Annotated in this window: 24 protein-coding genes; 10 read left to right on the top strand and 14 right to left on the bottom strand. The window is 60.8% G+C overall.

Going from position 1 to position 26831, the window contains the following annotated elements:
- Positions 1-130: 130 nt before the first annotated feature.
- Positions 131-898 (bottom strand): class III extradiol ring-cleavage dioxygenase, encoded by a 768-nt coding sequence (locus tag RGM2987_RS19555; protein ID WP_245144419.1) that lies wholly within the window; start codon positions 896-898, stop codon positions 131-133.
- A 103-nt stretch (positions 899-1001) separates the two neighbouring features.
- Between RGM2987_RS19555 and RGM2987_RS19550 the strand changes: the two genes are divergently transcribed.
- Complete coding sequence (locus RGM2987_RS19550) at positions 1002-1655, top strand: thiopurine S-methyltransferase (RefSeq protein WP_245144418.1); 654 nt, start codon at positions 1002-1004, stop codon at positions 1653-1655.
- 105 nt (positions 1656-1760) lie between these two features.
- Here the strand turns inward: RGM2987_RS19550 and htpX are convergent, their stop codons facing one another.
- Both htpX and RGM2987_RS19540 read right to left on the bottom strand, forming a co-directional pair.
- A complete protein-coding gene (htpX, locus tag RGM2987_RS19545) occupies positions 1761-2648 on the bottom strand; it encodes a protease HtpX (protein WP_245144417.1) in 888 nt (295 codons plus the stop codon).
- A gap of 301 nt (positions 2649-2949) precedes the next feature.
- On the bottom strand, positions 2950-4161 hold the full coding sequence (locus RGM2987_RS19540) for a pyridoxal phosphate-dependent aminotransferase (protein WP_245144416.1): 1212 nt from the start codon (positions 4159-4161) through the stop codon (positions 2950-2952).
- Positions 4162-4381: 220 nt separating this feature from the next.
- On the opposite strand from RGM2987_RS19540, the gene msrB reads away from it, so the two are divergent.
- From msrB to RGM2987_RS19525, 3 genes are all read left to right on the top strand, one after another.
- Positions 4382-4777, top strand: coding sequence for a peptide-methionine (R)-S-oxide reductase MsrB (gene msrB, locus RGM2987_RS19535; RefSeq protein WP_245144415.1), 396 nt, complete (start codon positions 4382-4384; stop codon positions 4775-4777).
- Between the two features lie 289 nt (positions 4778-5066).
- Positions 5067-5552 (top strand): glutathione peroxidase, encoded by a 486-nt coding sequence (locus RGM2987_RS19530; protein WP_245144413.1) that lies wholly within the window; start codon positions 5067-5069, stop codon positions 5550-5552.
- Complete coding sequence (locus RGM2987_RS19525) at positions 5549-6010, top strand: MarR family transcriptional regulator (RefSeq protein WP_245144411.1); 462 nt, start codon at positions 5549-5551, stop codon at positions 6008-6010. The genes RGM2987_RS19530 and RGM2987_RS19525 overlap by 4 nt, the downstream gene beginning before the upstream one ends.
- On the opposite strand, the gene RGM2987_RS19520 is transcribed toward RGM2987_RS19525, so the two are convergent.
- The gene (locus tag RGM2987_RS19520; protein WP_245144409.1) at positions 5994-8315 is read right to left on the bottom strand and encodes a response regulator; all 2322 of its coding nucleotides are present in this window, start codon (positions 8313-8315) and stop codon (positions 5994-5996) included. The two genes, RGM2987_RS19525 and RGM2987_RS19520, sit on opposite strands and share 17 nt — an antisense overlap.
- Positions 8316-8478: 163 nt before the next feature.
- Here RGM2987_RS19520 and RGM2987_RS19515 point away from each other — a divergent pair, with 163 nt between their 5' ends.
- Together RGM2987_RS19515 and RGM2987_RS19510 are read left to right on the top strand one after the other, a co-directional pair.
- The gene (locus RGM2987_RS19515; protein WP_245144406.1) at positions 8479-9369 is read left to right on the top strand and encodes an ATP-binding protein; all 891 of its coding nucleotides are present in this window, start codon (positions 8479-8481) and stop codon (positions 9367-9369) included.
- A complete protein-coding gene (locus RGM2987_RS19510; protein ID WP_245144404.1) occupies positions 9366-9848 on the top strand; it encodes a GAF domain-containing protein in 483 nt (160 codons plus the stop codon). The genes RGM2987_RS19515 and RGM2987_RS19510 overlap by 4 nt, the downstream gene beginning before the upstream one ends.
- A 20-nt stretch (positions 9849-9868) precedes the next feature.
- Here RGM2987_RS19510 and RGM2987_RS19505 read toward each other — a convergent pair whose 3' ends face one another.
- The 7 genes from RGM2987_RS19505 to RGM2987_RS19475 form a co-directional block, all read right to left on the bottom strand.
- Positions 9869-12817 carry an HD domain-containing phosphohydrolase gene (locus RGM2987_RS19505; RefSeq protein ID WP_245144402.1) on the bottom strand — a complete coding sequence of 983 codons (2949 nt, stop codon included), beginning with the start codon at positions 12815-12817 and terminating at the stop codon, positions 9869-9871.
- Between the two features lie 112 nt (positions 12818-12929).
- Positions 12930-16550, bottom strand: coding sequence for a transporter substrate-binding domain-containing protein (locus RGM2987_RS19500; RefSeq protein WP_245144400.1), 3621 nt, complete (start codon positions 16548-16550; stop codon positions 12930-12932).
- 8 nt (positions 16551-16558) lie between these two features.
- Complete coding sequence (locus RGM2987_RS19495) at positions 16559-17185, bottom strand: response regulator transcription factor (RefSeq protein WP_245144397.1); 627 nt, start codon at positions 17183-17185, stop codon at positions 16559-16561.
- Between the two features lie 471 nt (positions 17186-17656).
- Entirely contained in the window at positions 17657-18985 is a 1329-nt protein-coding gene (locus RGM2987_RS19490) for a deoxyguanosinetriphosphate triphosphohydrolase (protein ID WP_245144395.1), read from the bottom strand.
- A gap of 243 nt (positions 18986-19228) precedes the next feature.
- Positions 19229-19564: a hypothetical protein gene (locus tag RGM2987_RS19485; protein WP_245144393.1), complete on the bottom strand. Its 336-nt coding sequence runs from the start codon at positions 19562-19564 to the stop codon at positions 19229-19231.
- Positions 19561-19950: a phage holin family protein gene (locus RGM2987_RS19480; RefSeq protein ID WP_245144481.1), complete on the bottom strand. Its 390-nt coding sequence runs from the start codon at positions 19948-19950 to the stop codon at positions 19561-19563. The genes RGM2987_RS19485 and RGM2987_RS19480 overlap by 4 nt, the downstream gene beginning before the upstream one ends.
- A 2-nt stretch (positions 19951-19952) precedes the next feature.
- The gene (locus RGM2987_RS19475; protein WP_245144390.1) at positions 19953-20267 is read right to left on the bottom strand and encodes a YqjD family protein; all 315 of its coding nucleotides are present in this window, start codon (positions 20265-20267) and stop codon (positions 19953-19955) included.
- 340 nt (positions 20268-20607) lie between these two features.
- On the opposite strand from RGM2987_RS19475, the gene RGM2987_RS19470 reads away from it, so the two are divergent.
- Entirely contained in the window at positions 20608-21816 is a 1209-nt protein-coding gene (locus tag RGM2987_RS19470) for an ammonium transporter (protein ID WP_245144388.1), read from the top strand.
- 8 nt (positions 21817-21824) lie between these two features.
- On the opposite strand, the gene RGM2987_RS19465 is transcribed toward RGM2987_RS19470, so the two are convergent.
- Positions 21825-23537: a monovalent cation:proton antiporter-2 (CPA2) family protein gene (locus RGM2987_RS19465; protein WP_245144385.1), complete on the bottom strand. Its 1713-nt coding sequence runs from the start codon at positions 23535-23537 to the stop codon at positions 21825-21827.
- A 190-nt stretch (positions 23538-23727) separates the two neighbouring features.
- On the opposite strand from RGM2987_RS19465, the gene RGM2987_RS19460 reads away from it, so the two are divergent.
- From RGM2987_RS19460 to RGM2987_RS19450, 3 genes are all read left to right on the top strand, one after another.
- Positions 23728-24003: a glutaredoxin family protein gene (locus RGM2987_RS19460; protein WP_245144383.1), complete on the top strand. Its 276-nt coding sequence runs from the start codon at positions 23728-23730 to the stop codon at positions 24001-24003.
- Between the two features lie 56 nt (positions 24004-24059).
- The gene (locus RGM2987_RS19455; protein WP_245144479.1) at positions 24060-24380 is read left to right on the top strand and encodes a transcriptional regulator; all 321 of its coding nucleotides are present in this window, start codon (positions 24060-24062) and stop codon (positions 24378-24380) included.
- A 71-nt stretch (positions 24381-24451) separates the two neighbouring features.
- Positions 24452-25342 carry a pseudouridine synthase gene (locus RGM2987_RS19450; RefSeq protein ID WP_245144379.1) on the top strand — a complete coding sequence of 297 codons (891 nt, stop codon included), beginning with the start codon at positions 24452-24454 and terminating at the stop codon, positions 25340-25342.
- Positions 25343-25871: 529 nt separating this feature from the next.
- Here RGM2987_RS19450 and RGM2987_RS19445 read toward each other — a convergent pair.
- On the bottom strand, positions 25872-26093 hold the full coding sequence (locus tag RGM2987_RS19445) for a YgdI/YgdR family lipoprotein (RefSeq protein ID WP_003183689.1): 222 nt from the start codon (positions 26091-26093) through the stop codon (positions 25872-25874).
- A gap of 75 nt (positions 26094-26168) precedes the next feature.
- Positions 26169-26771 (bottom strand): molybdenum cofactor guanylyltransferase MobA, encoded by a 603-nt coding sequence (mobA, locus tag RGM2987_RS19440; RefSeq protein ID WP_245144375.1) that lies wholly within the window; start codon positions 26769-26771, stop codon positions 26169-26171.
- Positions 26772-26831 lie beyond the last annotated feature (60 nt).

The following is a 26831-nucleotide window of genomic DNA, read 5'->3' as shown; positions in this document are numbered from 1 at the left end:
GTTTGTGGGCCTTCAGGTTGATCGGTGTCGTCTCATTCGCGAGCAAGCCCGCTCCCGCAGGGGATTTGTGAGCGCCATAGATCCCCTGTGGGAGCGGGCTTGCTCGCGAAGAGGGCGACTCGGTACAGCGTCAGCCAAACCGATAGATGTCCATCCCCAACGCCCCCATCGTGAACCCTTGATGAGCCACGCTGAACAACCCGCCGGCTCCCCGGGCGAAATACAGCGGCAGCAGATGCTCGTCGCTGGGATGGCTGCGCACGGCATTGGGCGCCTGGCGACGGTAGTCATGCAGAGCGGCCTCGTCGTCTGCCGCCAGTTTCTCCACCATCCAATCGCGAAACGCCTTGGCCCAGGGCTCGATGCTTTCGGGGCCGGCGTTCCAGTCCAGGTCGCGCAGGTTATGGGTGATGCTGCCTGAGCCAATCATCAGGATGCCTTGCTCGCGCAGGCTCGCCAAGGCCTGGCCGACTTGCGTCTGTAATACCGGGCCGTGGCGGCTGGGCAGCGAAACCTGGACCACCGGGATATCGGCTTCGGGATACATCAGGGACAACGGCACCCAGACGCCGTGGTCGGATGGCCGCTGGTGGTCGAGGCGCGTCGGCAAGCGTGCGGCATTGAGCAACGCGCTCACTTGCGCGGCCAGTTCCGGATTGCCCGGCGCGGGGTATTGCACCGCGTACAGGGCCGGCGGGAAGCCACCAAAGTCGTGCCAGGTGCGCGGCTGAGGATTGGCACTGACCAGCAGCTCGTCACTTTCCCAGTGGGCGGACACGATGACGATAGCCTCGGGCCTGGGCAATTGCGCGGCCAGGCGAGCCAGGGCCGGACCGCTGGCGCCGGGCTCCAGGGCGAGCATCGGTGAGCCGTGGGAGATGAACAGGCTGGGCAGCATGAAAGGACTCCAGAGCGTTAAGATGTCGTCATCTTCCGTCAGGTCAATCATCTAAATCTAATATAAGTTTTAGCCCGGTTTGATCGATTTTTTGGAGCGAGTCATGGAGCCCGAGTTTTGGCATAAGCGCTGGTCGACGAATCAGATCGGTTTTCATTCGTCGGACGTGAACCCCTACTTGCAACGTTTCTGGCCGCAAATGGGATTGGCGCAGGGCAGCCGGGTATTGGTGCCCTTGTGCGGCAAGACCCTGGATCTGTTGTGGCTCGCCCATCAAGGGCATTCGGTATTGGGGGTGGAGCTGTCGGAAAAGGCCATCACCGATTTTTTCGATGAACATCAGTTGAAGCCGAGCGTGAGCGAGGAGGGAGCTTTCAAGGTGTTCCGTGCCGGGGACATTGAAATCCGCTGCGGTGATTTTTTTGCCCTTGGTTCGGATGACCTGGTCGACTGCGTGGCGCTGTACGATCGGGCCGCGTTGATTGCCCTGCCTGGGCGGATGCGTGAGCGATATGCGGCGCATTTGCAGGCCATCCTGCCAAGCTGTGTTGGGTTGCTGATCACGCTGGATTACAACCAGCCCGAGATGCCTGGCCCGCCCTTTGCCGTGGATGACGACGAGGTGCGGCGGTTGTTGGGGGGCAATTGGCAGTTGGAGGTCTTGCAGGAACAGGATGTGCTGGGGGAAAGCTGGAAGTTTTTGCAGGCGGGTGTAACGAGGTTGGATGAGCGGGTGTATCGGATTTCCAGTCGTTGATGCTGTGTGTCTATGCCGGCGATGAGGCCAGACCCGGCAACGCATAAAACTGCAGACAAAGAAAAGCCCGCATTGCTGCGGGCTTCTTCTTGACGCTTGAACCGATCAGCCGCGACGACGCAGTGCGTCGATGCGCTCTTCCAGCGGCGGGTGGCTCATGAACATCCGGGCCAGGCCCTGCTTGATACCGCCGTTGATGCCGAAGGCATTCAGCGTGTCGGGCATGTGGACCGGCAGGCCTTGTTCGGCGCGCAGGCGTTGCAGGGCGCCGATCATGGCAGTGGTGCCGGCCAGGCGTGCGCCGGCTTCGTCGGCGCGGAACTCGCGCTTGCGTGAGAACCACATGACGATGGCGCTGGCGAGGATGCCCAGTACCAGTTCGGCGAAGATGGTTGCCACGTAGTAGGCAATGCCTTGGCCTTCTTCGTTCTTGAAGATCACCTTGTCGACGAAATTACCGATGATCCGGGCAAAGAACATCACGAAGGTGTTCACCACCCCCTGGACCAACGCCAGGGTCACCATGTCGCCGTTGGCAACGTGGCCGATCTCGTGGGCCAGCACGGCCTTGACTTCATCCGTCGAGAACCGCTCGAGCAAACCCTGGCTGACCGCGACCAGTGCGTCGTTCTTGTTCCAGCCGGTGGCGAAGGCGTTGGCCTCGTAGGCCGGGAAAATCCCGACTTCCGGCATCTTGATCCCGGCTTCGCGGGACAGTTGCTCGACGGTCTGCAGCAGCCATTGTTCGTGGCGGGTGCGCGGCTGGCTGATGATCTGGGTGCCGGTGCTCATTTTCGCCATCCACTTGGAGATGAACAGCGAGAACAGCGAGCCGGCGAAGCCGAACACCGCACAGAAGATCAACAACTGATTGAGGTTGAGGTCAATCCCGTTGGCCGCCATGAACCCGTTGAAGCCAAAGAGGCTCAGGGTGATGCTGGCAATCAGCACGACCGCCAGGTTAGTGGCCAGGAACAGCAGGATGCGCATCATGGTTGTGGAAATCTCCTCATGCTAAAGATGTAGCGTTATGCGGGTATATAAGGTGCTGCCGCTGGCTATTCAACTCGCTGACTATTTCAAACTATGTCCTACAAGCGTCCTAAATGTTTGAAAGACTTTTCTGAAAGTGAGCGAGGAAAAGAAATCTGGTGCTGATGCCCCGTGAACGTTGGACACGGCCGCTTCCTGGTTGCCCCATCCCAAGTGTAGGAGGCCTGTCGGAATCTTCTGAGTGGATATGTTGCTGAATCAGACAGCGTGCGAGACGAGGACGCCCCGCACGCTCTTCGGCTTACTGACGATAGGACTTGAGGAAGTGGCCGATCCGGCCAATGGCCTGGTCCAGGTCATCGACCCGGGGCAGGGTCACGACGCGGAAGTGATCCGGCCATGGCCAGTTGAACGCCGTGCCCTGGACCACCAGCAGCTTTTCGGACAGCAGCAGGTCGAGGACGAATTTTTCATCGTTGTGGATCGGGCAGACCTTCGGATCGATCCGAGGGAAGGCATATAGCGCGCCCATTGGCTTGACGCAACTGACGCCGGGAATGTCGTTGAGCAGTTCCCAGGTGCGATTGCGTTGCTCCAGCAGCCGGCCCTGGGGCAGGACCAGGTCGTTGATGCTCTGGTAGCCGCCCAGCGCGGTCTGGATCGCATGCTGGCTCGGCACGTTGGCGCACAGGCGCATGTTGGCGAGCATGTCGATGCCTTCGATGTAGCTCTGGGCATGGTGCTTGGGCCCGGAGATGGCGATCCAGCCGGAGCGGAAGCCTGCGACCCGATAGGATTTGGACAGGCCGTTGAAGGTCAGGCACAGCAGGTCCGGAGCCAGGGACGCAGTGCAGACGTGCACGGCGTCGTCATACAGGATCTTGTCGTAGATTTCGTCGGAGAACACCACCAGGTTGTGCTGGCGGGCCAGTTCCAGCATGCCCAGCAGCACTTCGCGCGAATACACGGCGCCGGTGGGGTTGTTCGGGTTGATGATCACCAGCGCCTTGGTATTGGGCGTGATCTTGGCCTTGATGTCCGCCAGGTCCGGGAACCAGTTGGCCTGTTCGTCGCACAGGTAATGCACCGGGTTACCGCCGGACAGGCTCACGGCGGCAGTCCACAGTGGATAGTCCGGCGCCGGCACCAGCACCTCGTCGCCGTTGTTGAGCAGGGCCTGCATCGACATCACGATCAGCTCGGACACACCGTTGCCCAGGTAGATGTCCTCGATACCGATGCCTTCGACCTGTTTCTGCTGGTAGTACTGCATCACGGCCTTGCGGGCGCTGAACAGGCCTTTGGAGTCGCTGTAGCCTTGGGCGGTCGGCAGGTTGCGGATGACGTCCTGGAGGATTTCATCGGGCGCTTCGAAACCAAAGGGGGCCGGGTTGCCGATGTTCAGCTTGAGGATGCGATGGCCTTCCTCTTCCAGGCGCTTGGCGTGCTTGAGCACCGGGCCGCGAATGTCGTAGCAGACGTTGGCGAGCTTGTTCGATTTGCTGACCTGCATGGCGATGTGTTCCCGAAAATGAACGATCCAGGCGGCGTATGAACTACCGTACTGGGATTCCTGCGTCTGTGCCCAGGCCTGACGCGGTGTAGGCGTCACAATCCGTTTGAATGCGCATGACGTGACTGCCAGACTGGCGCCTGACGAGGCGCAATCATACGTGCCGCCCGATCTGCTTAAAAGCGTCGGATCGGGCTTTTTCAATTGCCGAGGTAGGACGATGGAAAAGTTGGAAAAAACCCTTGAAGAATGGCGCGCCATGCTCGATCCGGAGCAGTACAACGTTTGTCGGCTGAAGGGCACCGAACGACCATTCTCCGGTAAATACAACGCCACCAAGACCGACGGCGTCTACCACTGCATCTGCTGCAACGAGCCGTTGTTCGATTCGCGGACCAAGTTCGACTCCGGCTGTGGCTGGCCGAGTTTCTATGCGCCGATCGAGGGCAGCGCGGTAGTGGAAGTGCGGGATGTCAGCCACGGCATGATCCGCACCGAAGTGGTCTGCGCCAAGTGTGATTCACACCTGGGCCACGTCTTCCCTGACGGCCCGCCGCCCACGGGGCTGCGCTATTGCATCAACTCGGTGTGCCTGGATCTGGTTCCCCGGGAGTAACCGCCAAAGGCTCGGTACGAACAAATTTTTGCGCCAGCCAGCTTACCATGGCGAGGGAGCTTGCTCCCGCTGGGTGGCGCAGCCGCCCCAAAAGGACCTGATGCGGTTCGATGGAGTGGTGATGGATTTGCGGCTGCTTTGCAGCCGAGCGGGAGCAAGCTCCCTCGCCACGGACGTGTAGCGATGCCTGAGGCTTCACTCATGACGGGGTATCATTTTTGTCAATTAAATTGCACGCAATTCAATTGCTCGCTATCTTCAGCATCCAACCTTCAATCGGAGCCTTGCCATGAGCGACAACCTGCTGAGTATCCCGTGCACCACCATCAAGGGCGAACAGAAAACCCTCGCCGATTTCGCCGGCAAGGCAGTGCTGGTGGTCAATACCGCCAGCCAGTGCGGTTTCACCCCGCAATACAAAGGCCTTGAGGCGCTGTGGCAGACCTACAAGGATCAGGGGCTGGTGGTGCTGGGCTTTCCCTGCAATCAGTTCGGCAAGCAGGAACCGGGTAACGAAGGGACGATCAGCGAATTCTGCGAGCTGAACTATGGCGTGAGTTTTCCGCTGTTCAAGAAAATCGAGGTCAACGGCGCCGACGCTCATCCGTTGTTCGTCCAGTTGAAACAGCGGGCGCCCGGCGTGCTGGGGTCCAAGGGCATCAAGTGGAATTTCACCAAGTTCCTGATCGGCAAGGACGGCCAGGTGGTCAAGCGTTTTGCCCCGACCACCAAACCCCAGGACCTCACCGGCGAGATTGAAGCACTGCTCAAATGAATGACCTGTCAGCCGATTCGCTGAAGCTCGACAGCCAGTTGTGCTTCAAGTTGTACGCCGCCTCGCGGGCGGTGATCCGTGGCTACAAGCCGATGCTCGACCAGCTCGGCCTGACCTATCCACAATACCTGGCGATGCTGGTGCTGTGGGAATGGCACGACACGGCGCCGGAGCAACCGACGGTCAAGGCCCTGGGCGAACGCTTGCTGCTGGATTCCGGCACGTTGACGCCGCTGCTCAAGCGCCTGGAACAGCTGGACCTGGTCCAGCGCCAGCGTTCGGCCCGGGATGAGCGGGAGGTGCACCTGAGCCTGTCGGAGCAAGGCTGGGCTTTGCGTGACCAGGTCGCTCCGCTCAAGGCTCGCCTGTTGTGCGAGAGCAGTGTCGACCTGGACCGTCTGGACACCTTGCGCGACGGTCTCGATCACCTGTTGGGACAGATCAAAACGCTGACGTAGTCGGCACCCATTGATCCAGGATCGCCGCCAGTTCTTCACGGCGAAACGGTTTGGACAAGTAGTCGTTCATGCCCGATGCCCGGCAGCGTTCGCGCTCCTCGGGCATGGCGTTGGCCGTCAATGCCACGATCGGCAACTCTGACCAGCGCCCGCTATGGCGGATCTGCCGACTGGCTTCGTAGCCATCCATCACCGGCATGTTGCAGTCCATCAACACCAGGTCGAAAACCCGTTGCTCAAGCTGGCTCAGGGCTTCGGCGCCGTGGGCCGCGACGGTCACCTCGCAGCCCAGTTTCACCAACATGCCCTTGGCCACCAGTTGGTTCACCGGATTGTCCTCCACCAGCAGGATCCGTCCGCGGCGGGACGGCGCCAGGGTTTCGATTTTTGCCTCGTCGATCGTGGTCGCCTCGCTTTGCAAGGCGCGCCGCAGAATCTGATGCAGCGCATGGCGCGCCAGTGGCCGGGCCTGTTGGACCAGCGGCGCGAGGGCGGCGGCCTCTTCGCTGGGCATGAAGCTGCCATAGGCGGTGACCAGCAGGATGGGGGCGTCGAAGGTCGGTCGCAAGTTGAACAGGCATTCCGGGCAGTCGGTGATCAGCACGTCAGGCGCGAGCCCCAGCAGCCCGTCATCCACCGAGCGCCGTACATAATCCAGCCCCCAGCCCGGCAACTGCATCCGCAGCAACTCGGCCAACCCACTGCTACCGGCGGTAATGGCGACGACATTGCCACGCAACGGCTCGGGCGCTGTTGCCGGGGTGTGGCAAGGCAGGGGCAGGTCGGCGCAGAACTGGCTGCCGAAACCGGCTTCGGAGCTGATGGTCAATCGGCCCTGCATGGCTTCGCAAAGGTTGTAGGTCAGCGCCAGGCCCAGCCCGGTACCGCCGAATTGGCGGGTGATGCCGGCGCCGGCCTGGGTGAAGGGCTGCAGGATCCGCGCTTGGGCCTCCTTGGGGATACCGATGCCCGTGTCGCAGACCTCGATGCGCACGCCGCCTTCGTAGTGGCTCAACTTCACATCGACCCGGCCGAAACGGGTGAACTTCAGCGCATTGGACAGCAGGTTGCTGACGATCTGGCGCACCCGGGTCGGGTCACCCAGCACCTGCGCCGGGAACTGTGGATCGATCAGGCAGGCCAGCTCGACGCTGGGCGCGGCATTCTGCGAAAGCAGGTTGGCGGTGTCTTCGATCAGGGAACCCAGGTCAAACGGGATTCGCTCGAGTTCCAACTGGCCGGCATCGAATTTCGACAGATCGAGGATGTCGTTGAGCAGTTCCACCAGGACCTTGCCCGAGTCATGGGCAATCGACAGTTGCTGTTGTTGTTCGGCCGTCAGCGGACCGTCCAGGGACAACGCGATCATGCCCAGCAGGCCATTGAGCGGCGTACGGATTTCGTGGCTCATGTTGGCGAGGAAGGCGGAGCGGGCCTCGGCCATGTCCAGGGCGGTGCGCCGCGCGACTTCCAGTTCCTCGTTGGATTGGCTGAGGCGCGCATTGATGGCCTTGAGTTCGGCGGTGCGGGCCGAGACGATGTTTTCCAGTTGGGCCAGGTATTCGGTCAGGCGGTTTTCGGCGGTGCGCCGTTGCTGGATTTCGGTGCTGATGTTTTCGAACTGCTGGTTGGCGACCGACACCAGCACGCCGATTTCATCGGATTGGTGGCCGGATGGGCATTCCAGGCGATTCTGCTCGCTGCTGCTCGGGTCGCGGCTGCTCAGCTCGCGGATCACCCGCACCAGCGGCTTGGTCAGCATCACATAGAACAACGCCAGCAACAGGCCGGTGAGGATCAGGCTGCGGGCGAAGCCGTTGAGCAACGTGACCTCGGCACGGCGCAGAAAGCGTGCGCCGAACGCGTAGGTATCGACGTCCAGGCGCAATACGCCCAGGGACTCGCCGGGCAGATGGTCCAGGTAGAGCCGGTCCTCGAACTGACGCTGGGCGCCGAACAGGAAATCGCTGATGAACCGATAGCTGCTTTGCAGTTCGGGTCGCTTGACGCTGGCGAGTACGGTCTTGTTGTTGTCGATCAGTTCGGCGCCGATGATGGCCGGCGAGCGCAGCAAGCCCATGGACAGTTCCTGGGCGAGTTCGGCGTCGATGTTGTAGGCGATGCGCGAGGCCGGGTTGTGGCTGATTTCCAGCAGCGACAGGATTTCCCGGTTGATCGAGGCGTCTTCGCTGGCATAATCGATGCCGATCTGCATCAGGCTGAGCAAGGTGCCCAGCACGAAGCCCACCAGGACGGTCAGGCGTGCCTGCTTGTAAGACAGCCGTTGGGTAAATCTGATGTCCATTGAGTGCTGAACCACTTACGTTTCCCTTCGCCGCTCAAGCATAGCTGATCATCTCTGAATACCGGTGCAACCGGTTTGTGTTGTGTGGGGTAGACCCGCCATTGGATAAGGCGTTTCGTTGCTGTAGCGCCATCATTACTGTGAACGTGCCCGAGGAGAAGACGTGGACTCGCGATTGAATGCTTTTCTTGAGCGTGCCGATGCCGTGCTGGCCCGGATCGAGCCTCTGCTGCCTGCGCCGCGGCCCGCCATCGACTGGTCCCAGACCCTGGCGGCGCGCTGGCAACGAGACGGACGCAGTGGCTATCTGCTGCCGCTGCAAGTCAGCCTCGACATGCGTCTGTCGGACCTGATTGGCGTCGACCGCCAGGTCGAACAATTGGGCCGCAACACCCGGCAATTCCTCGATGGCATGCCGGCCAACCATGCGTTGCTCTGGGGCTCGCGTGGCACCGGCAAATCGTCGCTGGTGCGCGCGCTGTTGGCCGAGCACGCCGGGCAGGGCCTGCGGTTGATCGAGATCGAGCGCGATCACCTGGCCGACCTGCCTCGGGTGGTCGAGCAGGTGGCGAAACTGCCTCAGCGTTTCGTATTGTTCTGCGATGACCTGTCGTTCGAGTCCGGCGAGGGCGATTACCGCGTGCTCAAAAGCGTGCTGGACGGTTCCCTCGAACAGGCGCCGGACAACGTGCTGTTGTATGCAACCTCCAACCGCCGTCACCTGGTGCCGGAAAAGGAAAGCGACAACGAGAACTGGAAGCGGGTCGACGGCGAACTCCACCCCAGCGAAGCGGTGGAAGACAAGATCGCCTTGTCCGACCGGTTCGGCTTGTGGCTGTCGTTTTATCCGTTTACCCAGGAGCATTTCCTCAACGTGGTGGAGCACTGGATCGGCGAGCTGGCGGCCAAGGCCGGACTGGCCTGGCAACGCGACGAAGCGCTGGACATTCAGGCGGTGCGCTGGGCCACCGGACGTGGCAATCGAAATGGACGTTGCGCCTATCAATTTGCCCGGTATTGGGTAGGCCTGAAACTGTTGGAGCACAAGGCATGATCGATTTGAAAAGCAGCGGCCAGGGCCTCGATGGCTACGGTTTGTTAGCGGCACAGCTGGAGTCCTTGCTGGCGGATGAGCGCGACTTCATCGCCAACGCCGCGCAGTTCTCGGCGTTCCTGTTCAGTCAGTTGGACGACTTGAACTGGGCCGGTTTCTATCTCAATCGCAATGAGGAATTGGTGCTGGGGCCGTTCCAGGGCCAGATTGCCTGCGTGCGGATTCCCTTCGGTCGCGGGGTATGCGGCACGGCGGCGGCTACCCTGCAGACCCAGCGCGTCGAGGACGTACATGCCTTCCCTGGACACATCGCCTGCGACAGCGCGTCGAACAGCGAGCTGGTGGTGCCGCTGGTCAAGGACGGGCGCCTGATCGGCGTGCTTGACCTGGACAGCCCTGAACTGGCGCGCTTTACCGAACATGACCAGGCCGGCATCGAGCAACTGGCCGGAATATTCCTGCGCCTGACGGACTGCTGAGCGGCGCTCTGAAACAGGGCTCATGGCTGGAGCCCTGCCTTGACCAGCAGGCTGTGCGGGTCGACCTCATCGATCTGTTGCGGGTCGAGAAACTGCTCGGCGTAGCGCAGGTAGATCCTCTCCTCGATGAATAACTCGAACAGCTCGGGGTCGATATGGGCGTCACGGCACATGGTCGCCATGATCCCCAGCGCTTCGCTCAGTTTCTTGGCTTTCTTGTAGGGGCGGTCAGCGGCCGTCAATGCTTCGAAAATATCCGCAATGGCCATCATGCGCGCCGGCAGGCTCATCTGCTCGCGCTTGAGCCGCTTGGGGTAACCGCTGCCGTCCATTTTCTCGTGATGACCACCGGCAATTTCCGCCACGTTGTCCAGATGACTGGGGAAGGGCAACTGGCTGAGCATCAGGATCGTTTGCACCATGTGATGATTGATCACGTAGCGCTCCTCGCGGGTCAGCGTGCCGCGGGTGATGCTCAGGTTGTAGAGCTCGCCACGGTTGTATTTCCATTGCGGCACGTCGAGCTGGAAGCCCCAGGGGTTGTCCGGTGGAATCAGTTCGGCGTCGTGCCGTTCCAGCAGGTGCTCCGGCTTGTCCGCCAATAACGCTTCGGTGACCGGCAAGGTTGGCCTGGGTGTGCGCTCCTGGCGCCGGTTTTCTTCCCAGGAAACCCCCAGGCGATCATCCAGCGTGCGGGTCCACTGGCGTCGGGCGATGCTTTGCAAGCGTTGTAGGTCGGCTTCGGCCATGGCCTCCGAACCCAGGTTGCAGCGGGCGACAAAAGCAAAATCATCATCCAAGTCCGCCAACGTTGCATCACGTTGTTGTGCCAATAGTGAAAGCTCGCCGCCCGTTGCCACGGCCTGCCAGTAGTCGACCCAGGCGTCGCGCTTGAGCACCTCGAAGCGCGTGCGGATTTCGTGGATACGGTCGTTCAGGGTCTCAAGCTTGGTGGCCTTGTCCACCACGTATTCGGGTGTGGTGACCTTGCCGCAATCGTGCAGCCAGGCCGCGATGTGCAGCGCTTCCCATTCATCTTCGGTAGGCCGGTAAGTGTCGAAGGCCGGCGCCTGGCTGGCCGCTGCGGCCTGGGCGAGCATCAGCGTCAGGGCCGGCACCCGCTGGCAGTGACCGCCGGTGTACGGACTCTTGGCGTCAATCGCGCCGGCGAGCAGTTGGATGAACGAATCCAGCAGTTGCTTTTGCCTGGCCTGCAGGCGCTGGCCTTCAATGCTTACGGTCGCAGCGCCCGACACGGCCTGCAGGAAGGCGATGCGATCCGGTTGCAGCTTCTCAAGGTCCGCTTCGGTGCCGCTGTCATTGATCAGCAGCACCAGGAACCCGATGGTTTCGTGATGACGGTTGCGCAGGCGGATACCGATCAGGTGCACGCGGGGTGCGTCCAGCGCTCGCAAGACCCCCTGTAAGTCGGCAGCCTGTTCAAAGCCCAGGGAGGTCACCAGGTTTTCCGCCGCGGCCAACTGCTGGAGCCACTGCGGGCCGACGGCCCCTTGAAGCTCGTAGCCTTGCAGTTTGAAAGCGTCCAGATCCCGTGGGGTGCCATCGATGACCAGTCCATATGGCTTGACCCGATTGTCGTCGTTTTCGCGCAGGTAAATCAGCCCGGACTGGGCCTGGCCGATTTTCACAGTCTCGAACAGCACCCGCTCCAGCAACGGGGCGAAGCGGGTTTCGGCACGCAGGCTGGCGGTGATTTCAAAGAAGCTCGCCAGGGTTTCCTTCATGCGCGCCATCGACACGCTCAATTGATCGATCTCCAGCACCGGGGAGCGTCGCGATACCGGATAGTTGAAGTCGAAGCTGCGGATGGCATCGGCTTCCTGTACCAGCGCCCGCAACGGCTTGACCAGGATCCGCGACGTCAGCCAACCCAGGGGCAGGCACATGAGCAAGGTGGCCAGCGTAATGAGTGCGCCTTGCCAGCGCAGGCGGTAGGCATCGCCCAGCAGCTCATCCTCGGGCACCAGCAGCGCCAGTTCCAGCCCTTGCGGCCCGCCTTCCTGCATGTGGCTGTGGGACACGATCCAGCGACGCCCGACGGCCTCCAGGCGCGGGGCATTGTGGCGGTCGTCGAGTGCCGCGGCGATGGCCGGGTTGAGATCCCGCGCCTTGATCAGGCGCGCCGACTGGCTGTCGACCACGAGCCGGTCGCTGTCGGGGTAGCCAATCGCGTTGCCCTTGGGGTCGAGTAGAACGATTTCGGTGCCCGGGGTTACCTTGTGCTTGGCCAGCGTCTCGGACAGGGCTGCCAGCGTCAGGTCGGCCCCGATGACGGCCCGCTCGCCGCTGCGCCGGGCGAGGGTGGTGCCGATGTTGTGGGTGGAGAAGAACACGTAGGGTTCGGTGGTGATCTGGTCGGTGCTTTCTACTGCGCTGCGAAACCAGCCGCGGCTGCGGGGATCGAAGGTTTCGCCGGTGATATCCTGGCGACCGATGAGGGTCAGGGCGTCGTCATAGAACAGTGACTGGGAACGCAGCGCACTGGCATCGGTTGCCTGTTCCACGGTCCAGACCTGATAGGCCGCGTTAGCGGGGGCTTGCAGGGCGGTCTTCAGGGCTTTGGTACGCAATGGCCGGACCATCAGGAAATTGCCGTCGCTGTCGCCCAGGTACAACGATGCCAGGGCCGGATTGTCCCGCAGCGCCTGGCTGAAAGGCGTGAGCAAGGCCAGGCGTTGCACCACCCCAGGCGCACGGGTCGCCGGATAGTCGGCCAGCAGGCCCAGCAGATGGCGGATCGGTTCGTAGGTGCCGTTCAGATCCAGACGCACATCCTGTTCAATGCGGTTGAACAGTTTTTCACTGCTGGAAAGGATGATCTGCGTGGTTTGTTGGTAGTTGAAAATGCCCAGCACAGTCCCGGTCAGCAACAACAGCAACGTGAACATGACACTGATGTGGACGTGCAGGGGAAACCGGCGTTTTTCCGGAGGCGGTGCGCTGGGCATTGCAGTCACTCCAAGTGATAGGGGTGTTCTCAATCGGCTCCTCGCGTGAAGGGGAAAGCGATCGAGAACACCCCCGGTACGCACTGCTGCGAACAGCATAGTAAACACCGGATTATTTTGCCTTGGCGATCTCGGCTCCCAAGGCCTGCTCAAGTTCGCGCATGGCGAGGTCGAGGGCCTGGATGCATTCGTCGAGCTGCCCAGGTGCCTGCGCGTGATGACAGGCCTGCTCCAGGGCTTCGCAGCGCTGGATCAGCGCGGTTGCCTGGACGATCCGGGCCACGCCTTTTATTTTGTGCGCCGTTTCGGTCAGTGCCTGGCGGCTGCCCTCTTGGGCGACCTTGAGCAACTCCAGACGGTCCGCGCGGCTGCTGCTGAACAGTTCAGCCAACAGGCGCCGGGTGGACGAAGGATCGCCACCGGTCAGCGCTCCCAGGCTCTGCACGCTGAATACCCCGGGGCGACTGGTTGCATTGACTGTCTTGATCCACTGGCTCAGGGCGCTCAGGCTGATTGGCTTGAACAGGCAGTCGTCCATTCCGGCGTCCCGGCAGCGTTGTTTTTCTTCGGGTTGAGCATTGGCGGTAAACCCCAGGATGGTGCAGGGCGGCCGTTGCCGTTCGGACTCATCGCGGCGAATCGAGCGGGCCAGTTCATAGCCGCTCATGATGGGCATGTTGCAATCGGCGATGACCAGGTCGAAGTGCCCCTCGCGCCAGACTTCGAGCCCATGGGCGCCATCGTGGGCGACCTGGTAGCGATGGCCCAGGTATTCCAGTTGCTGCGACATCAACAGGCGGTTGGCGGGATGATCGTCCACCACTAGGATGTCCAGGGCAGATTCGGTCGTTTCGATGGCCGGCCCGGGGGGCGCGTCAGTCGTCGCAGGCGGCAGGACCGTCAATTGCAGGCAGACCTGGACCTGGCTGCCAACGCCTGGCTGGCTGTTCATGTGCAAGCTGCCGCCCATCATCTGGCAAAGGTTGCGGCTGATCACCAATCCCAGGCCCGCACCATTGCGGGCCATCCGGCTGGTGTTGTCGACCTGGGCAAACGGTTCGAACAGGCGTTGCAGGTCTGCCGGGCTGATACCAATGCCGCTGTCGCTGACTTCCAGTTGCAGTCGCAAGACGTTGTCCTCGGCGGTTCGAGACAGCCGGACCTTCACCAAGACCTGACCCTTTTCGGTAAATTTAAGGGCATTGCTGATCAGGTTCGACAGCACCTGCTTGAACCGCAACGGGTCGATCAACACGTCCGGGCTGCCATTTGCGGCATCGAACTGCAGCGACAAACCGAGGTTCTTCTGCCGCGCCACGCCTTCGAATACCCGTATGACCGATTGCAGCATCGCCCTGAGATTGACCCGCTCGGGCGCCAGGCTCAGATGACCTGATTCGATACGGGCGATGTCCAGGATGTCGCCGATCAATTCGAGCATGCCCGATGCCGATTCGTAGGCGACTTCGATGGAGGCGCGATCCACCTGGCCCTTTTCGGCCTGTTTCAGCGCCAGTTCAAGCATGCCGATCACTGCATTCATCGGGGTGCGGATTTCGTGGCTCATGGTCGCCAGGAAGGTGCTTTTAGCCCGGTTGGCGTCCTCGGCCTGTTGCTTGGAGGCGCGCAACTGTTCGAACAGTTGCCGCCGTTCGCTGATATCGATCCAGCCGCCGATGATGCCTTGCACCTGTGCGGCGGAGTTTCGGTAGGGGAGGATCCAGTGATAGATCGTCAGTTGCCTGTCGCCGATGTGCAAGGGGCGGTCCATGACCAGGGGGATGCCTTCGCGCATGACGCGCTGGTAATCCGCCTGGTACTGCTGCGCTTCGAAGGCGTTGCTCATGGAGCCCGGCATCACGTCCTTGCCCACGATGTCCTCGCGCCGTGCATCGAAAGTCTCCAAATAACTGTCATTGCAGCTTTGCAGCAAACCGTTGCGATCCCTCACGTAAATCGGATGGGGCGTGCCGTTGAGCAGTGCGTGCATGAACTCCAATTGGTCATTGAGGGCCAGTTCCGCTCGTTGACGTTGCCTGATCTGGCGCTGCATGTAGGCGTTCCAGGCCAGGGACAGCAGCAGTAACAGACCGACGCCCGCCACGACCTGGAAGAACAGGCGGTTATAGGTGCGCCAGGTGTGTTGCGATGCCGAGACGTAACCGCGCCAACGGTTGTTGATGACGCCCAGTTCGTCAGGGTCGATGCTGGTCAGTGCCTTGTCGAGTATGGTGCTCAACTCTGTGGCATTTTTTGCCGTGGCCAGGGAGAACAGCGCTTGCTGGGTACCGACCGTGCTGCTGATCTGCAATCTGTCGTACAGCCTCTGGGAGGCGATGAAGTAGTTGGCCATGACCAGCGAGTGCACGCTGCCATCGACCTGCCCATCGGCGAGCATCTCTACGGCGCGGGAAGAACCGTCCGTTTCGATGATCGTCAGAGCGGGGTAATGGCTGCGCAGCCATTCAATTATCGGGTTGCCCTTGGCGACAGCCAGGCTTGCGCTGGCGAACTGATCGAGTGTCGCCGGTGTGCCTGCATGCTTGCGGGTCAGCAGGACGAACGAGCTGTCGATATAGGGACGGCTGAATTTGAGCCGTTGCTGCCGTTCGCCGCTGGGCAGCAGCGCAGCGATCATGTCGGCCTGATCATGCAGGACCGAGGCGATCATTTCGCTGTCACTCTGGCGTCGCTGGATGACCAGGCGCAGGCCAGTGCGCAGCCTGATCAATTCCAGCAGGTCGGCGCTGATCCCGCGAAAATCACCCTGTGCATCGAAGAATGTGAAGGGCGCAGACGTTTCGTTGACCACCACCCGAACCACCGGATGAGCCGCGAGCCAGCGTTGCTCGCGGTCGGTCAGTTGTATCGTGTGGTCCGTGAGGTACAGGTCGCTGCCGGCGCTCCAGCGCTTGGCGATGGCCGCTTGCTCGGCAATCGGGATCTGGCTGAGCGTGGCGTTGATGATGTCCAGTAGGCGGCTATCGTCGCGTCGGACCGCAAAACCGAACCCATGGGATTCATGCTTGCCGAAGCTGGCCATGCGGATATTACTCAGATAGCCCCTGTTGATCATGTAATGGGTGGAAATGGTATCGCCGAGAAATACATCGGCCTGGCCGAACGCGACGGCGTTTATGGCGTTCTGGTAAGACGGATAAGTGGTGATGAGCGCCTTGGGGTAGAGCTTTTCGATCTCCGGCAGCGGCAGGTAGTGATAGACCATGCTCAGGCGTAACCCGTCCAGATTGTCGCCCAAGGGCGGGTTCTCGTTGGTGCGGGTGACGAGCACCGGTTGGTCGACGGCATAAGGCGTCGATAACATCAGGTCCGGGTTGCGCGCCTCGAAACCGTTGGCGGTGCCCAGCAGGTCGATCTGCCCCTGTTTGAGCGCGGCCACGGCGGCCTCGCGCGAACCGAAGCGCAGGACTCGCATGGGCAGGCCGGTCGCCTTGGCGATGAGTTGCGCGTAATCGGCGGTCATGCCTTCGTAATCGCGACCGCTGGTGGACAAGTCGAAGGGCGGATAATCCGGTGCGGAGGTTCCCAGCACCAGTTCCCGTCGGTCCTTCAGCCAGACGCGGTGGACGTCATCCAGCCGGACCTCGATAGGGGCCGTCGGCGAGCGACCCAGGAGCGTGTACGGCTCTGGCGCGGCGGCTGTCGCAGCGAGGAGGCCTGCATACAACCCCGCGCCGGACAGCAGGAGATACTTCGCTATGCATTTGAGCATCCGGTTTCTCACACCAGCGCGTTGCGCTTGGCCATTTCAATCAGGTCTACCAGGGATTTGACTTTGAGTTTCTGCATCAGCCGCTTCTTATAGGTGCTGACGGTTTTATTGCTGAGGAACATTCCCTTGGCTATTTCCTTGTTGGTGCGACCCTGGGCAAAAAGTTGCAGCACCATTAACTCCCGATCATTGACACTCTTGAAAAGGTCGAGCTCTACGCTGCGCGGATCATCCGGGCGCATCGGGTTCAATGCCTGGCTGGGGAAATAGTTGTAGCCGGACAATACGGCCTTGATTGCGCTGACAAGTTCGCTGAGGTCTTCCTGTTTACAAACGTAGCCAGAGGCACCGGACTGCATGCAGCGAATACCGAACAATGTGGGCGATTGCGCCGTGAGCACCAGGGTCTTGAGTGGAGTGGTCATGGCGTTGAAGCGCGAGAGGATTTCCAGCCCGTCGAGTTTGGGAATGCTGATGTCCAGGATGACCAGGTCCGGCATGCATTCGCGCACCATTTGCATCGCATCGACGCCGTTGTCAGTTTCCCCTACGACCTTATAGCCCTCATGCTCCAGGAGCATGCGAACGGCGAGGCGGATGACCGGATGATCGTCGACAATGAAAACGGAGTTCATGAATAAATTCCCTGCGAGCTTAATAAAGCGCGCACCTTAGCCCAGTTACAGCCGAGGTCGTACGAACAGACGGGCATGCAACTTCAATTTCAGAAGTTTCCTACAAAAAAAGAGGCAAGATATTACGGTGATGTGGGGTTTTAGTAGGCGAGAGAAATAGGACGGTGAGCGAATCGGCAGTTTGTGAAAGGAAATTTCCTTGGTTTTTTTGTTTATACAAACATGTAGGAGGTGGGGTATTACATGGGGGGACGCGAATAGATAACTTTCGGACATAAGTCCAGTGTTTGTATGGAAATCATGGTCCTTATGCCATGCACAATTCCTGTGGGAGCGGGCTTGCTCGCGAAAGCGGTAGAACGGTCAACAATGATATTGAATGTGCAGCCGTCTTCGCGAGCAAGCCCGCTCCCACAGGGAGGGGGAGTGCCTTGGGATCTCTATTCCCTACTCATCTCCAGATGCCGCTCATCATTGCCGGGTGCGCCCCGTCATTTCCTGAGCCATTTCGCTGGCGTAGCTGTCGGTCATGCCGGCGATGAAGTCGATCATCCGCAGGAACGCGCCGTGCAACGGCCCGTTCGGGTCGGGCGCGTTGTTGCCCAACAGGTCGAGGATACGGCGGTTCTTGAAAGAGGGCGTGCGACCGCCATGCTGTTCGAGCGCCGCTCCGCAAAACCCGTTGAGGAGGATTTCCAGGGTGGTGTAGGCGCCAATTTCATGCAGGGTCTTGCCTTTGTCCTGGAAAATCTTCTTGCGCGCCATGTCCTTGGCATTCAACACACAGCGCTTGGCCGGGCCATGCATGTGTTCCACCAGATCTCCCGAGAGCGTGCCAGCGAGCAGCGCGTCCTGCTGCTCGACGAAAGCCCGGGCAGCCGCGTTGGTCAGGTGTTCGATGGCCTTGCCCCGCAGGATCGCCAGCTTGCGGCGTCGGGAGTCAAGCGGCCCGAGCTGGCGATAGGTATCCGGAATATCGTCGCCCACCAGGTCCAGCAACAGCGATTCCACCTGCGAATACTGCAGAAGCTCCATCTCCACGCCGTCCTCGAGGTCGATCAGGGCGTAGCAGATGTCATCGGCGGCCTCCATCAGGTACACCAGCGGATGCCGCGCCCAGCGTTGATCCTCAAGCTGCGGCAGGCCCAGCTTGGCGGCGATCTGCTCCAGCAATGGCAGTTCGCTCTGATAGCAACCGAACTTGTGCTTCTTGTAGCCGAGGGAGTCGGCGTGGCGGGCCGTCCAAGGGTATTTCAGATAGGTGCCAAGGGTGGCATAGGTCAACCGGGTCCCACCGTCGAACTGGTGGTATTCCAGCTGCGTGAGAACGCGAAAGCCCTGGGCGTTGCCCTCGAAATTCAGGAAGTCGTTACGCTCGGCTTCACTCATGGCGTCAAGCCAACCGCGGCCCGCCGCCTGCTGGAACCAGTAGCGAATCGCGTCCTCACCGGAATGACCAAACGGTGGGTTGCCGATGTCGTGGGCCAGGCACGCCGATTGGACCACCATGCCCAGGTCGCTTGGCTCGCACCAATCGGGGAGGGCGTTGCGCAGGGTTTCTCCCACGCGCATGCCCAGGGAGCGTCCGACGCAACTGACTTCCAGCGAATGGGTCAGGCGCGTATGGATGTGGTCGTTGCTGGAAACCGGGTGCACCTGTGTCTTGCGTCCGAGCCGCCGGAAGGCGCCGGAAAAGATGATGCGGTCGTGGTCTTTGTGAAAGGGGCTGCGACCCAGCTCTTGCGGGCTATGCAGGGGTTTTCCGAGGCGTTCGCGATTCAGCAGGGTGTGCCAATCCAAGGCCGGTTGCTCCGTTTGATAAGGTCGATGCCCTAGCTTCCCGTTTCGTGCGCCGCGCTGCAAGACCCATGCTCGCGCAGGACGTCAGGATCATCATGCTGCAAACCTGTGGCGAGGGAGCTTGCTCCCGCTTGACCGGGCTGGCGCTCCAGTGCGAAGCGCTCACAACAAGCCTGCTGCGCAGTCCAGCGGGAGCAAGCTCCCTCGCCACGGGTCCACCAGGTCCTCGGTTCAAGCGGTGCCTCAGGGCTTGCGCATGCCCTTGGCCAGTTTGATCAGCGGCAGCAATGTGGTTGCCAGTCGGACCAGGCCGGTGATGCCACCCGTACGGCCGCTGCGGGTCCGTTTGCCGGTGATGAATCCCAGCAGCGACACCGCCGCCACGCCCCACAGTGGCGCGTGCTTGATGCCAAAGCCTTCATGCCAGCTTTGCGTCATGCCGCGAACCCGGTGCAGAGGTTGCAGCAGCTGGCGCGTTTCCTGGCGGATCTCCTGGCGATGCATTTCCATGCGCAGGCGCACCAGCGCCTTGCGCATTTCCTGTCGGGTCCGGGCTTGGGGAATATCAGGCAGGCTCATGGCAGCAGTCGCTCCCGGTCATTGGCAAGTTCTTCCAGGGTGGCGTGGAAAGGCGAGGATTCGTCGTAGATCGCCGCCTTGAGCCGCAGCCCGCAGAACAACGCCGCCAGCAGGTAGAACAGGCACAGTCCGAGAATCCCCGCCAGGCGATAGGTGTCCCATACCAGGATCATTACCAGCGCCGAGAGCCCGACCAGCAGCAACAGGCCGAACACCAACGCCAGGCCGGCGAACAGCAGGAGGCTGACGGTGCGGGCCTTTTGCTCCTGCAACTCCATACCGAACAATTCGACGTGGCTGTGCAGCAAACCGAGAAACGCCGCACCCAGGCGGCGCGCGGTGGGTTTTGTGCCCGCTTCAGGCGAGCCGGATTCGTCGATACCCATCATCAGCGCCGAGTCGCCAGCAGACCGATCAGAAAGCCCACGCCTGCGGCAATGCCGACGGATTGCCAAGGGTTGGCCTGCACGTATTCCTCGGTGGCGATCACCGCCGCCTGGCCGCGTTCGCGCACCGATTCCTCGGTCAGCTTGAGCGTCTCGCGGGCGCGCAACAGGGTCTCGTGGATCTGGCTGCGCAGGACGTCAGCCTGATCGCCGGCCAGGGTCGCGGTGTGATCCAGCAGCCGTTCGGTGTCGCTGACCAGCGTCTGGAAATCTTCCATCAGGGTTTCTTGAGCATTTTTTGCCTGGGGTCTGGCCATGGGTGAATCTCCTTAAGTGACGTCTGAAGCGTTCGAGTATGAGCCTTGCCGGAAGGTTCAGTGAAAATGCCTGGTACAACTCTTGCTCAGGTTTTTGCCATGTACTGGTGCATTTACCTGCGCCTGTGCGCTGTAGATGGGCGCAAGCCCGTAAAACCTTAACCCAAATAATCACAACCCGCGAAGCACCTCCAGGGCGGGATGTCGTTGTGCCGATGCTGCTGCACCAAAACGGCTCGCAGCCCCCTACCTGGAGGTAGTGATCGTTTCAACTTGGTGCGTCAGCGAAGCGAGCGAACCGGTTTGGTGCTTTTTCAACTTTTTCAGGTCTGCCAACACCATGGAAAATATGCAAAGTGCCGTGGACAGTCTGGTCCATAGCTCCAACACGCTGTTCATCCTGCTCGGTGCAGTCATGGTTCTGGCCATGCATGCAGGGTTTGCCTTCCTTGAAGTGGGAACGGTCCGACAAAAGAACCAGGTCAATGCACTGTCGAAGATCCTCAGCGACTTCGCTGTCTCGACCCTGGCCTATTTCTTCATAGGTTATTGGATTTCCTATGGCGTGACTTTCCTGCAACCGGCTGCGGTGCTCAGCGCCGATCATGGCTATAGGCTGGTGAAGTTCTTTTTCCTGCTGACCTTTGCCGCCGCGATCCCGGCGATCATTTCCGGGGGCATCGCCGAACGCGCCCGGTTCGCACCGCAGTTGTGCGCCACTGTGTTGATCGTCGCGTTCGTCTACCCGTTTTTCGAGGGCTTGGTCTGGAACGGGAATTTCGGCCTGCAAGCCTGGCTGCAAGCGAACTTCGGTGCCAGTTTTCACGACTTCGCCGGCTCCGTAGTGGTGCATGCCATGGGCGGCTGGCTCGCCCTGGCTGCCGTGCTGTTGCTCGGGCCGCGTAATGGTCGCTACCGGGACGGGCGCCTGGTGGCCTTCGCACCTTCGAGCATTCCATTCCTGGCCCTGGGCTCGTGGATCCTGATCGTCGGCTGGTTCGGTTTCAACGTGATGAGTGCCCAGACCCTGCCCGGGGTGAGCGGGCTGGTGGCGGTCAATTCGTTGATGGCGATGGTGGGCGGCACCGTGGCGGCATTGATCGTCGGGCGCAATGACCCAGGCTTTCTGCACAACGGACCGCTGGCCGGTTTGGTGGCAGTCTGTGCCGGCTCCGACCTGATGCATCCGGTGGGCGCGCTGGCGACAGGTGCCGTCGCCGGTGCCTTGTTTGTGTGGTGCTTTACCGCTGCCCAGGGCAAGTGGAAGATTGACGATGTGCTGGGTGTCTGGCCGTTGCACGGGTTGTGCGGTGTCTGGGGTGGAGTCGCTTGCGGCATCTTCGGCCAAGGCGCGCTGGGTGGCCTGGGCGGTGTCAGCCTGGTCAGCCAGTTGATCGGCACGGCGCTGGGCGTTGTCATTGCTCTGGCCGGTGGGTTCGCGGTCTATGGCTTGATCAGGGCTTTGCTGGGGCTGCGACTGAGCCAGGAAGAAGAGTATTACGGCGCCGACCTGTCGATCCACAAGATCGGCGCGGTCAGCCAGGACTGAGCGGCGCATCAGGGCTCCTTGTCCGGGTTGCCGGGATAAAAGCCGTGCAACAGGCGATAACGGTCGTGGCGGACCTGATCCACGTGCTGCCGGATCTGCTGTTCGGGCAGGCCGAGCATGACCAGGGCGTGGGAGGCAAGCATCAGGCTCGACTCCAGCAGCTCCGGGACCACCTCATTGGCCCCGGCGGCTTGCAGTTCGGCCAGTTGGCTGTCGTCACGGGTGCGCACCAGGATCGGTACGTGGGGATTGATCCGTCGGGCCTCCTTGAGCACGCTGATGGCGATGTCCGTCTTGTCGACGGCAATCACCAGCAGTCTGGCGCGGCTCAAGCCAACGGCCACAAGCAGGTCGCCGCGTCGGGAGTCGCCGTAATGCACGCAGTTTTCCCCGACAGCGGCTTCCTGGATGATTACCGGATCCTCATCCAGGGCGACGAATGCCTGGCCTTCGCGGCGCAGGAACCGCCCGATGGATTGGCCCACACGCCCGTAGCCGCAGATGACGACATGGCCCGACAGGCCTGCGTTGAGCGTGCTGATCTGGTCCAGTTGTGCCTCTTCGCTGGGTTTGCGATGCAGGCGCGCGGCAATCTGCGGCGCGGCGCGCAGCAACAGGGGGGTCAGGAGCATCGAGCAGAACGTCGCTGCCAGCAGCAGGCCGCTGATGTCGTCGGGCATGAGACGGTTCTGCTGCATCAATGCCATCAGGGCGAAACAGAACTCCCCGCCCTGGGCCAGGGCCAGGCCACTGCGCCAGGCGGTTTCCCCATCGCTCCCGCGCCATTTCACCAGGGTGGCGACCACGCTGCCCTTGATGAACATCAGTGCCAGCGTCAATCCAAGGATCAACAAGCCGTCATCGACGAACAGTTGCAGGTCGATCAGCATGCCGATGCTGACGAAAAACAGCCCCAGCAGGATGTCGCGGAACGGACGTATATCGGCCTCGATCTGGTGTCGGTAGTGGCTTTCCCCGAGCAACATGCCCGCCAGGAATGCCCCCAGCGCCGGCGACAGGCCAAGCAGATGGGTCAGCCATGCCGTCAGTAACACGATCACCAGGGCCAGCAGCACGAACAGTTCCGCCGAACGGGATGCGGCCACCTCATGGAACAGCCGAGGCAGCAGCAGTCGACTGGCCAGCAGCAGGCCTGCGAATAACACCAGGGTCTTGCCGAGGGTAAGGGGCAACGCCCAGTACCACGGGTGCTCGCTGCTGCCGGCGAACACCGGTACCAGGGTCAACAGCAGGACCGCGACGACATCCTGGAACAGCAACACACCGATGGCGTTCTGGCCATGGCTGCTGAAAATCTCTCCCTGGCTGCTCAACTCCTTGCTGACAATAGCGGTGGACGACAGGGCGAGTCCTGCGCCGAGCAACAGTGCCGCGACCAGCGGCGCACCGGCAAACCCCAGCAGCACCGCCAGGAGCACTCCCGAACACAGCACCTGCAAGCTGCCGAGGCCAAACACGACCCGGCGCAGCCCAAGCATTTTCGAGAGCGAGAACTCCAGCCCCAGGGAGAACAGTAGGAACACCACCCCGAGCTCGGCCAGGTCCGGCAGTTCTTCACTGTCGTTCACCCAATCCAGCGCCGTCGGCCCCACCGCCAGCCCGACGCACAGATAGCCCAGCACGGGTGGCAGGCGCAGTCGCCGGAACAGGGCGATGACCACCAGGGACGAGGCGAGAATGATCAGCAGATTGGCGAACAAGGGGCGCTCCGTTTCAAGATTGCAGCTCAAAGCGTAGAAGGGAATGGAACGCTCAGCGTCGCTGGAAAAGCATTGATGCTCAATGATTTGCGTCAGCGTTTTACCGAAACACCCTGAAGCGAGGACGCAACTCGACGGTTTTCCAGGGCGGGCCTAGAATGACCGTCTATCTTTTTCGGGTCTACTTGCCATGTCTCCTGAATGCCAGTTGTTCGGCACCCTGGGTTGCCATCTGTGTGAAGTCGCCGAGGCGGTGCTGATGCCTTTCGTCGAGCATGGGTTGTTGGTGGAACTGGTGGACATCGCCGAGAGCGAGGCGCTATCCGAAGCCTACGGCTTGCGTATCCCGGTGCTGCGCAGGATCGATACCGGGGAGGAGCTGGACTGGCCTTTCGACGATGCTGACCGGGTTGCCGCTTTTCTGAGTAGATCCATTTCTGCGCCATCTGCAAAACATGACGATTAGCGAAAATTGCATTCTTCGGTTACTGTATGTTCATACAGCTATCCGGAGAAGGTCCATTGGTCAATGTCGAACAACTGAAAAGCAGCGTAAACAGGATGTCCACGGACGTTGTGCGCGAGGCGGTCCAGGAATTGCGCCTGGATGGGCTGGTTACCGAAGGCAAGACGCCGTTCAACAAGTTGCATTTCAATACCTGTTTCGCTGAGATCGAGGCGTTGTTCCAGCGTGCCGGCTATCACAGGCAGTTGGACGTGGTGGGTTACCAAGGCCTGTTGTACGCCTTGTACGACCCGGGGCGCTGGGAGGCGGTGCAAGTGCTGCGCTGGCTGAAGGAGTTTACGGAGGCGGCGGCAAAGCCTGGATCCGTCCCGGCGTGATTTAATCATCACTGGGCTGGCTTGCATGACTGTCGGATAATACCGCCTCGCAAAATAAGTAAGAGTGTTCAATGTCCGGTTCGTCGTTTTCCGCCGCTCATCATCAGGCCAGCACGCTGTACCTGCCGCCCGGCTCCTGGCACACCGTGCTGGAGTGCCTGTGCGAGCACTTCAGCGCCATCAGCCGCGAGCAGTGGCTGGACCGGATTGCCCGTGGCCGGGTGCTGGATGGTGAGGGCAGGCCTATTCATATCGACTTGCCCTATCGCGAAGGCCTGCGCATCCATTACTTCCGGGAAGTCCCCGACGAGAAACCGATCCCGGTGGTAGAGACAATCCTGTACGCCGATGAGCATCTGGTGGTGGCGGACAAACCGCATTTCCTGCCCGTGACGCCGGCGGGGGAGTATGTCGAACAAACCCTGTTGCGACGGTTGATCCGGCGACTGGACAATCCGCACCTGGTGCCCTTGCACCGCATCGACCGGCACACGGCCGGGCTGGTGCTGTTTTCAGCCAACCCTGATACCCGGTCGGCGTATCAGTCGTTATTTCCGACGCGGCAGATCGAAAAACGCTACCAGGCGATCGCCCGTGGACTCCCCGAGCTGACTTTCCCGCGGGTCCATAAAAGCCGGATGATCGATGGCGAACCGTTCTTCCGGATGCAGGAAGGCCCGGGCGAAACCAATACCGAGACAGCTGTCGAAGTGCTGGAGCGAAATGGCGAGTTGTGGCGTTATGGTTTGTATCCGGTCACGGGCAAGAAGCATCAGCTGCGGGTGCATATGAATGCCCTGGGGGCTGGGATCTGTAATGATCCGTTTTATCCCGATGTGCTTCGGGATGCGGAAGATGACTATGCCAATCCGCTGAAGTTGTTGGCTCAGGGATTGCGGTTTGTTGATCCAGTGACTGGGCAGGAGCGGGTGTTTGAGAGTGGGATCAGGTTGGAGTGGTAAGCCAGGTAGTTTTCCGGGGGTTTATTTCAGTTGAATCAGGCCAGAGCCTGTGTGTAGCTGAACCACCGGAATCGCGAGCAGGCTCGCTCCCACACCTTTGATCTTCAATGAACATAAATCTTATGCACGCGCCGAACCACTGTGAGCGAGCCTGCTCGCGATTCCGGTGTGTCAGCCAACCTTTTTCTGAATGACACGACGCCTTCGCGAGCAAGCCCGCTCCCACAGTTGGATTGAGTTACGACCGGAAGAATCAGGTCGGCTGTCAGGCCGCCTCGCTTTGCTTTTGCTTTGGCTTTTGATCTAGGGCACACCGAGCCTCGGCGAGGTGCCCAGTGGTGGGCGAGGCGCTTTTGGTTACTTTTGGCCTGGGCCGGCATTCCGGACTTTTCAAAAGTAACCCGCCGTCAGGGCGGAACCATAAGTAGCCGTAACCGAAGAAACGGATATTCACACCAAACCCAAACCCCAAGAAAAAGCCCGCGAAAAAATCGCGGGCTTTTTCTATAACTGTGTCCAGCGCAGAAGATTACAAATCCTTAACCGTACGAACCTGATCCTTGTTCACACGAGTCTGCTTACCATCCAATTGCTCGAATTCGTAAAAGCCGCTTTCTTCGTCGTACTTGGGCGTGTCGACGGCCTGGATTTCGCGACCGTCATTCAAGGTGATCACTGTTGGCGACGCGCACCCGGCAAGCGTGGCGAGGCCCAGAGCAAGCATGAAAGTGGCGAGGGTCCGTTGAGTCATGGTGTTTCTCCGAAATGGATTCTTCAAGTTACTGACCTTCAGACGTATACATCGCGCGCAAGTTCCTGGCTAGTGTCAATCTGACACGCCTTTAGGTCGGGCCAGTAACTCCGGTGTGTTCAGGTTTGCCAACCGCGGGTCGTCGACAGGGCATTGCAGGGCAACCGCGTGCAGCGAGCGCATGATACGGCCAGGGCTGCGTTCGCCTTCGTTCCAAGCCTGTTCGAAGGTCGCTGCCAGTACCAATGGGATGACGCACAGCAGCGGTTCCCAATGCTCGCCATGCCTGACCATCAACGGTTTGTCAGGCTGCTCGCTGGCGACCCGGCGCATGCTATCGAGCAGGTTTGCGTCGATTTGCGGTACGTCGCAGGGCAACACCAGCAGATACGCATGCCTGGCTGCCTTGAGGCCTGCCCGGATCCCGGCCAATGGTCCGGGAAAGTCGCCTTCGTCGTCGTGCACCAATTGATCGGCATACATCGCATAGCGGTCCCGATTGCGGTTGCAGGAAATAATCAGGTCATCGCTCATCGCTCGGGTCCGGCGGTGCAGATGAGCTATCAACGGCTCGCCTTGCCACTCAAGCAGGCCTTTGTCCCGGCCGCCCATGCGTTGTCCGCGTCCGCCTGCCAGAAGCAGAATGGAGCAGGGTGGCAGGGGCGTGTTCGAGGTCATGGCGTGTCTCCGCACAGGCGAAAAAATCAGGCGCTGTGATATAACACCGGGCTGTTTCCA

This window comes from Pseudomonas sp. RGM2987 (assembly GCF_022952855.1).
Taxonomy (GTDB): Bacteria; Pseudomonadota; Gammaproteobacteria; order Pseudomonadales; family Pseudomonadaceae; genus Aquipseudomonas.
The sequence above is the reverse complement of the archived record's forward strand: the minus strand, read 5'-3'. Positions and strand labels throughout refer to the sequence as shown.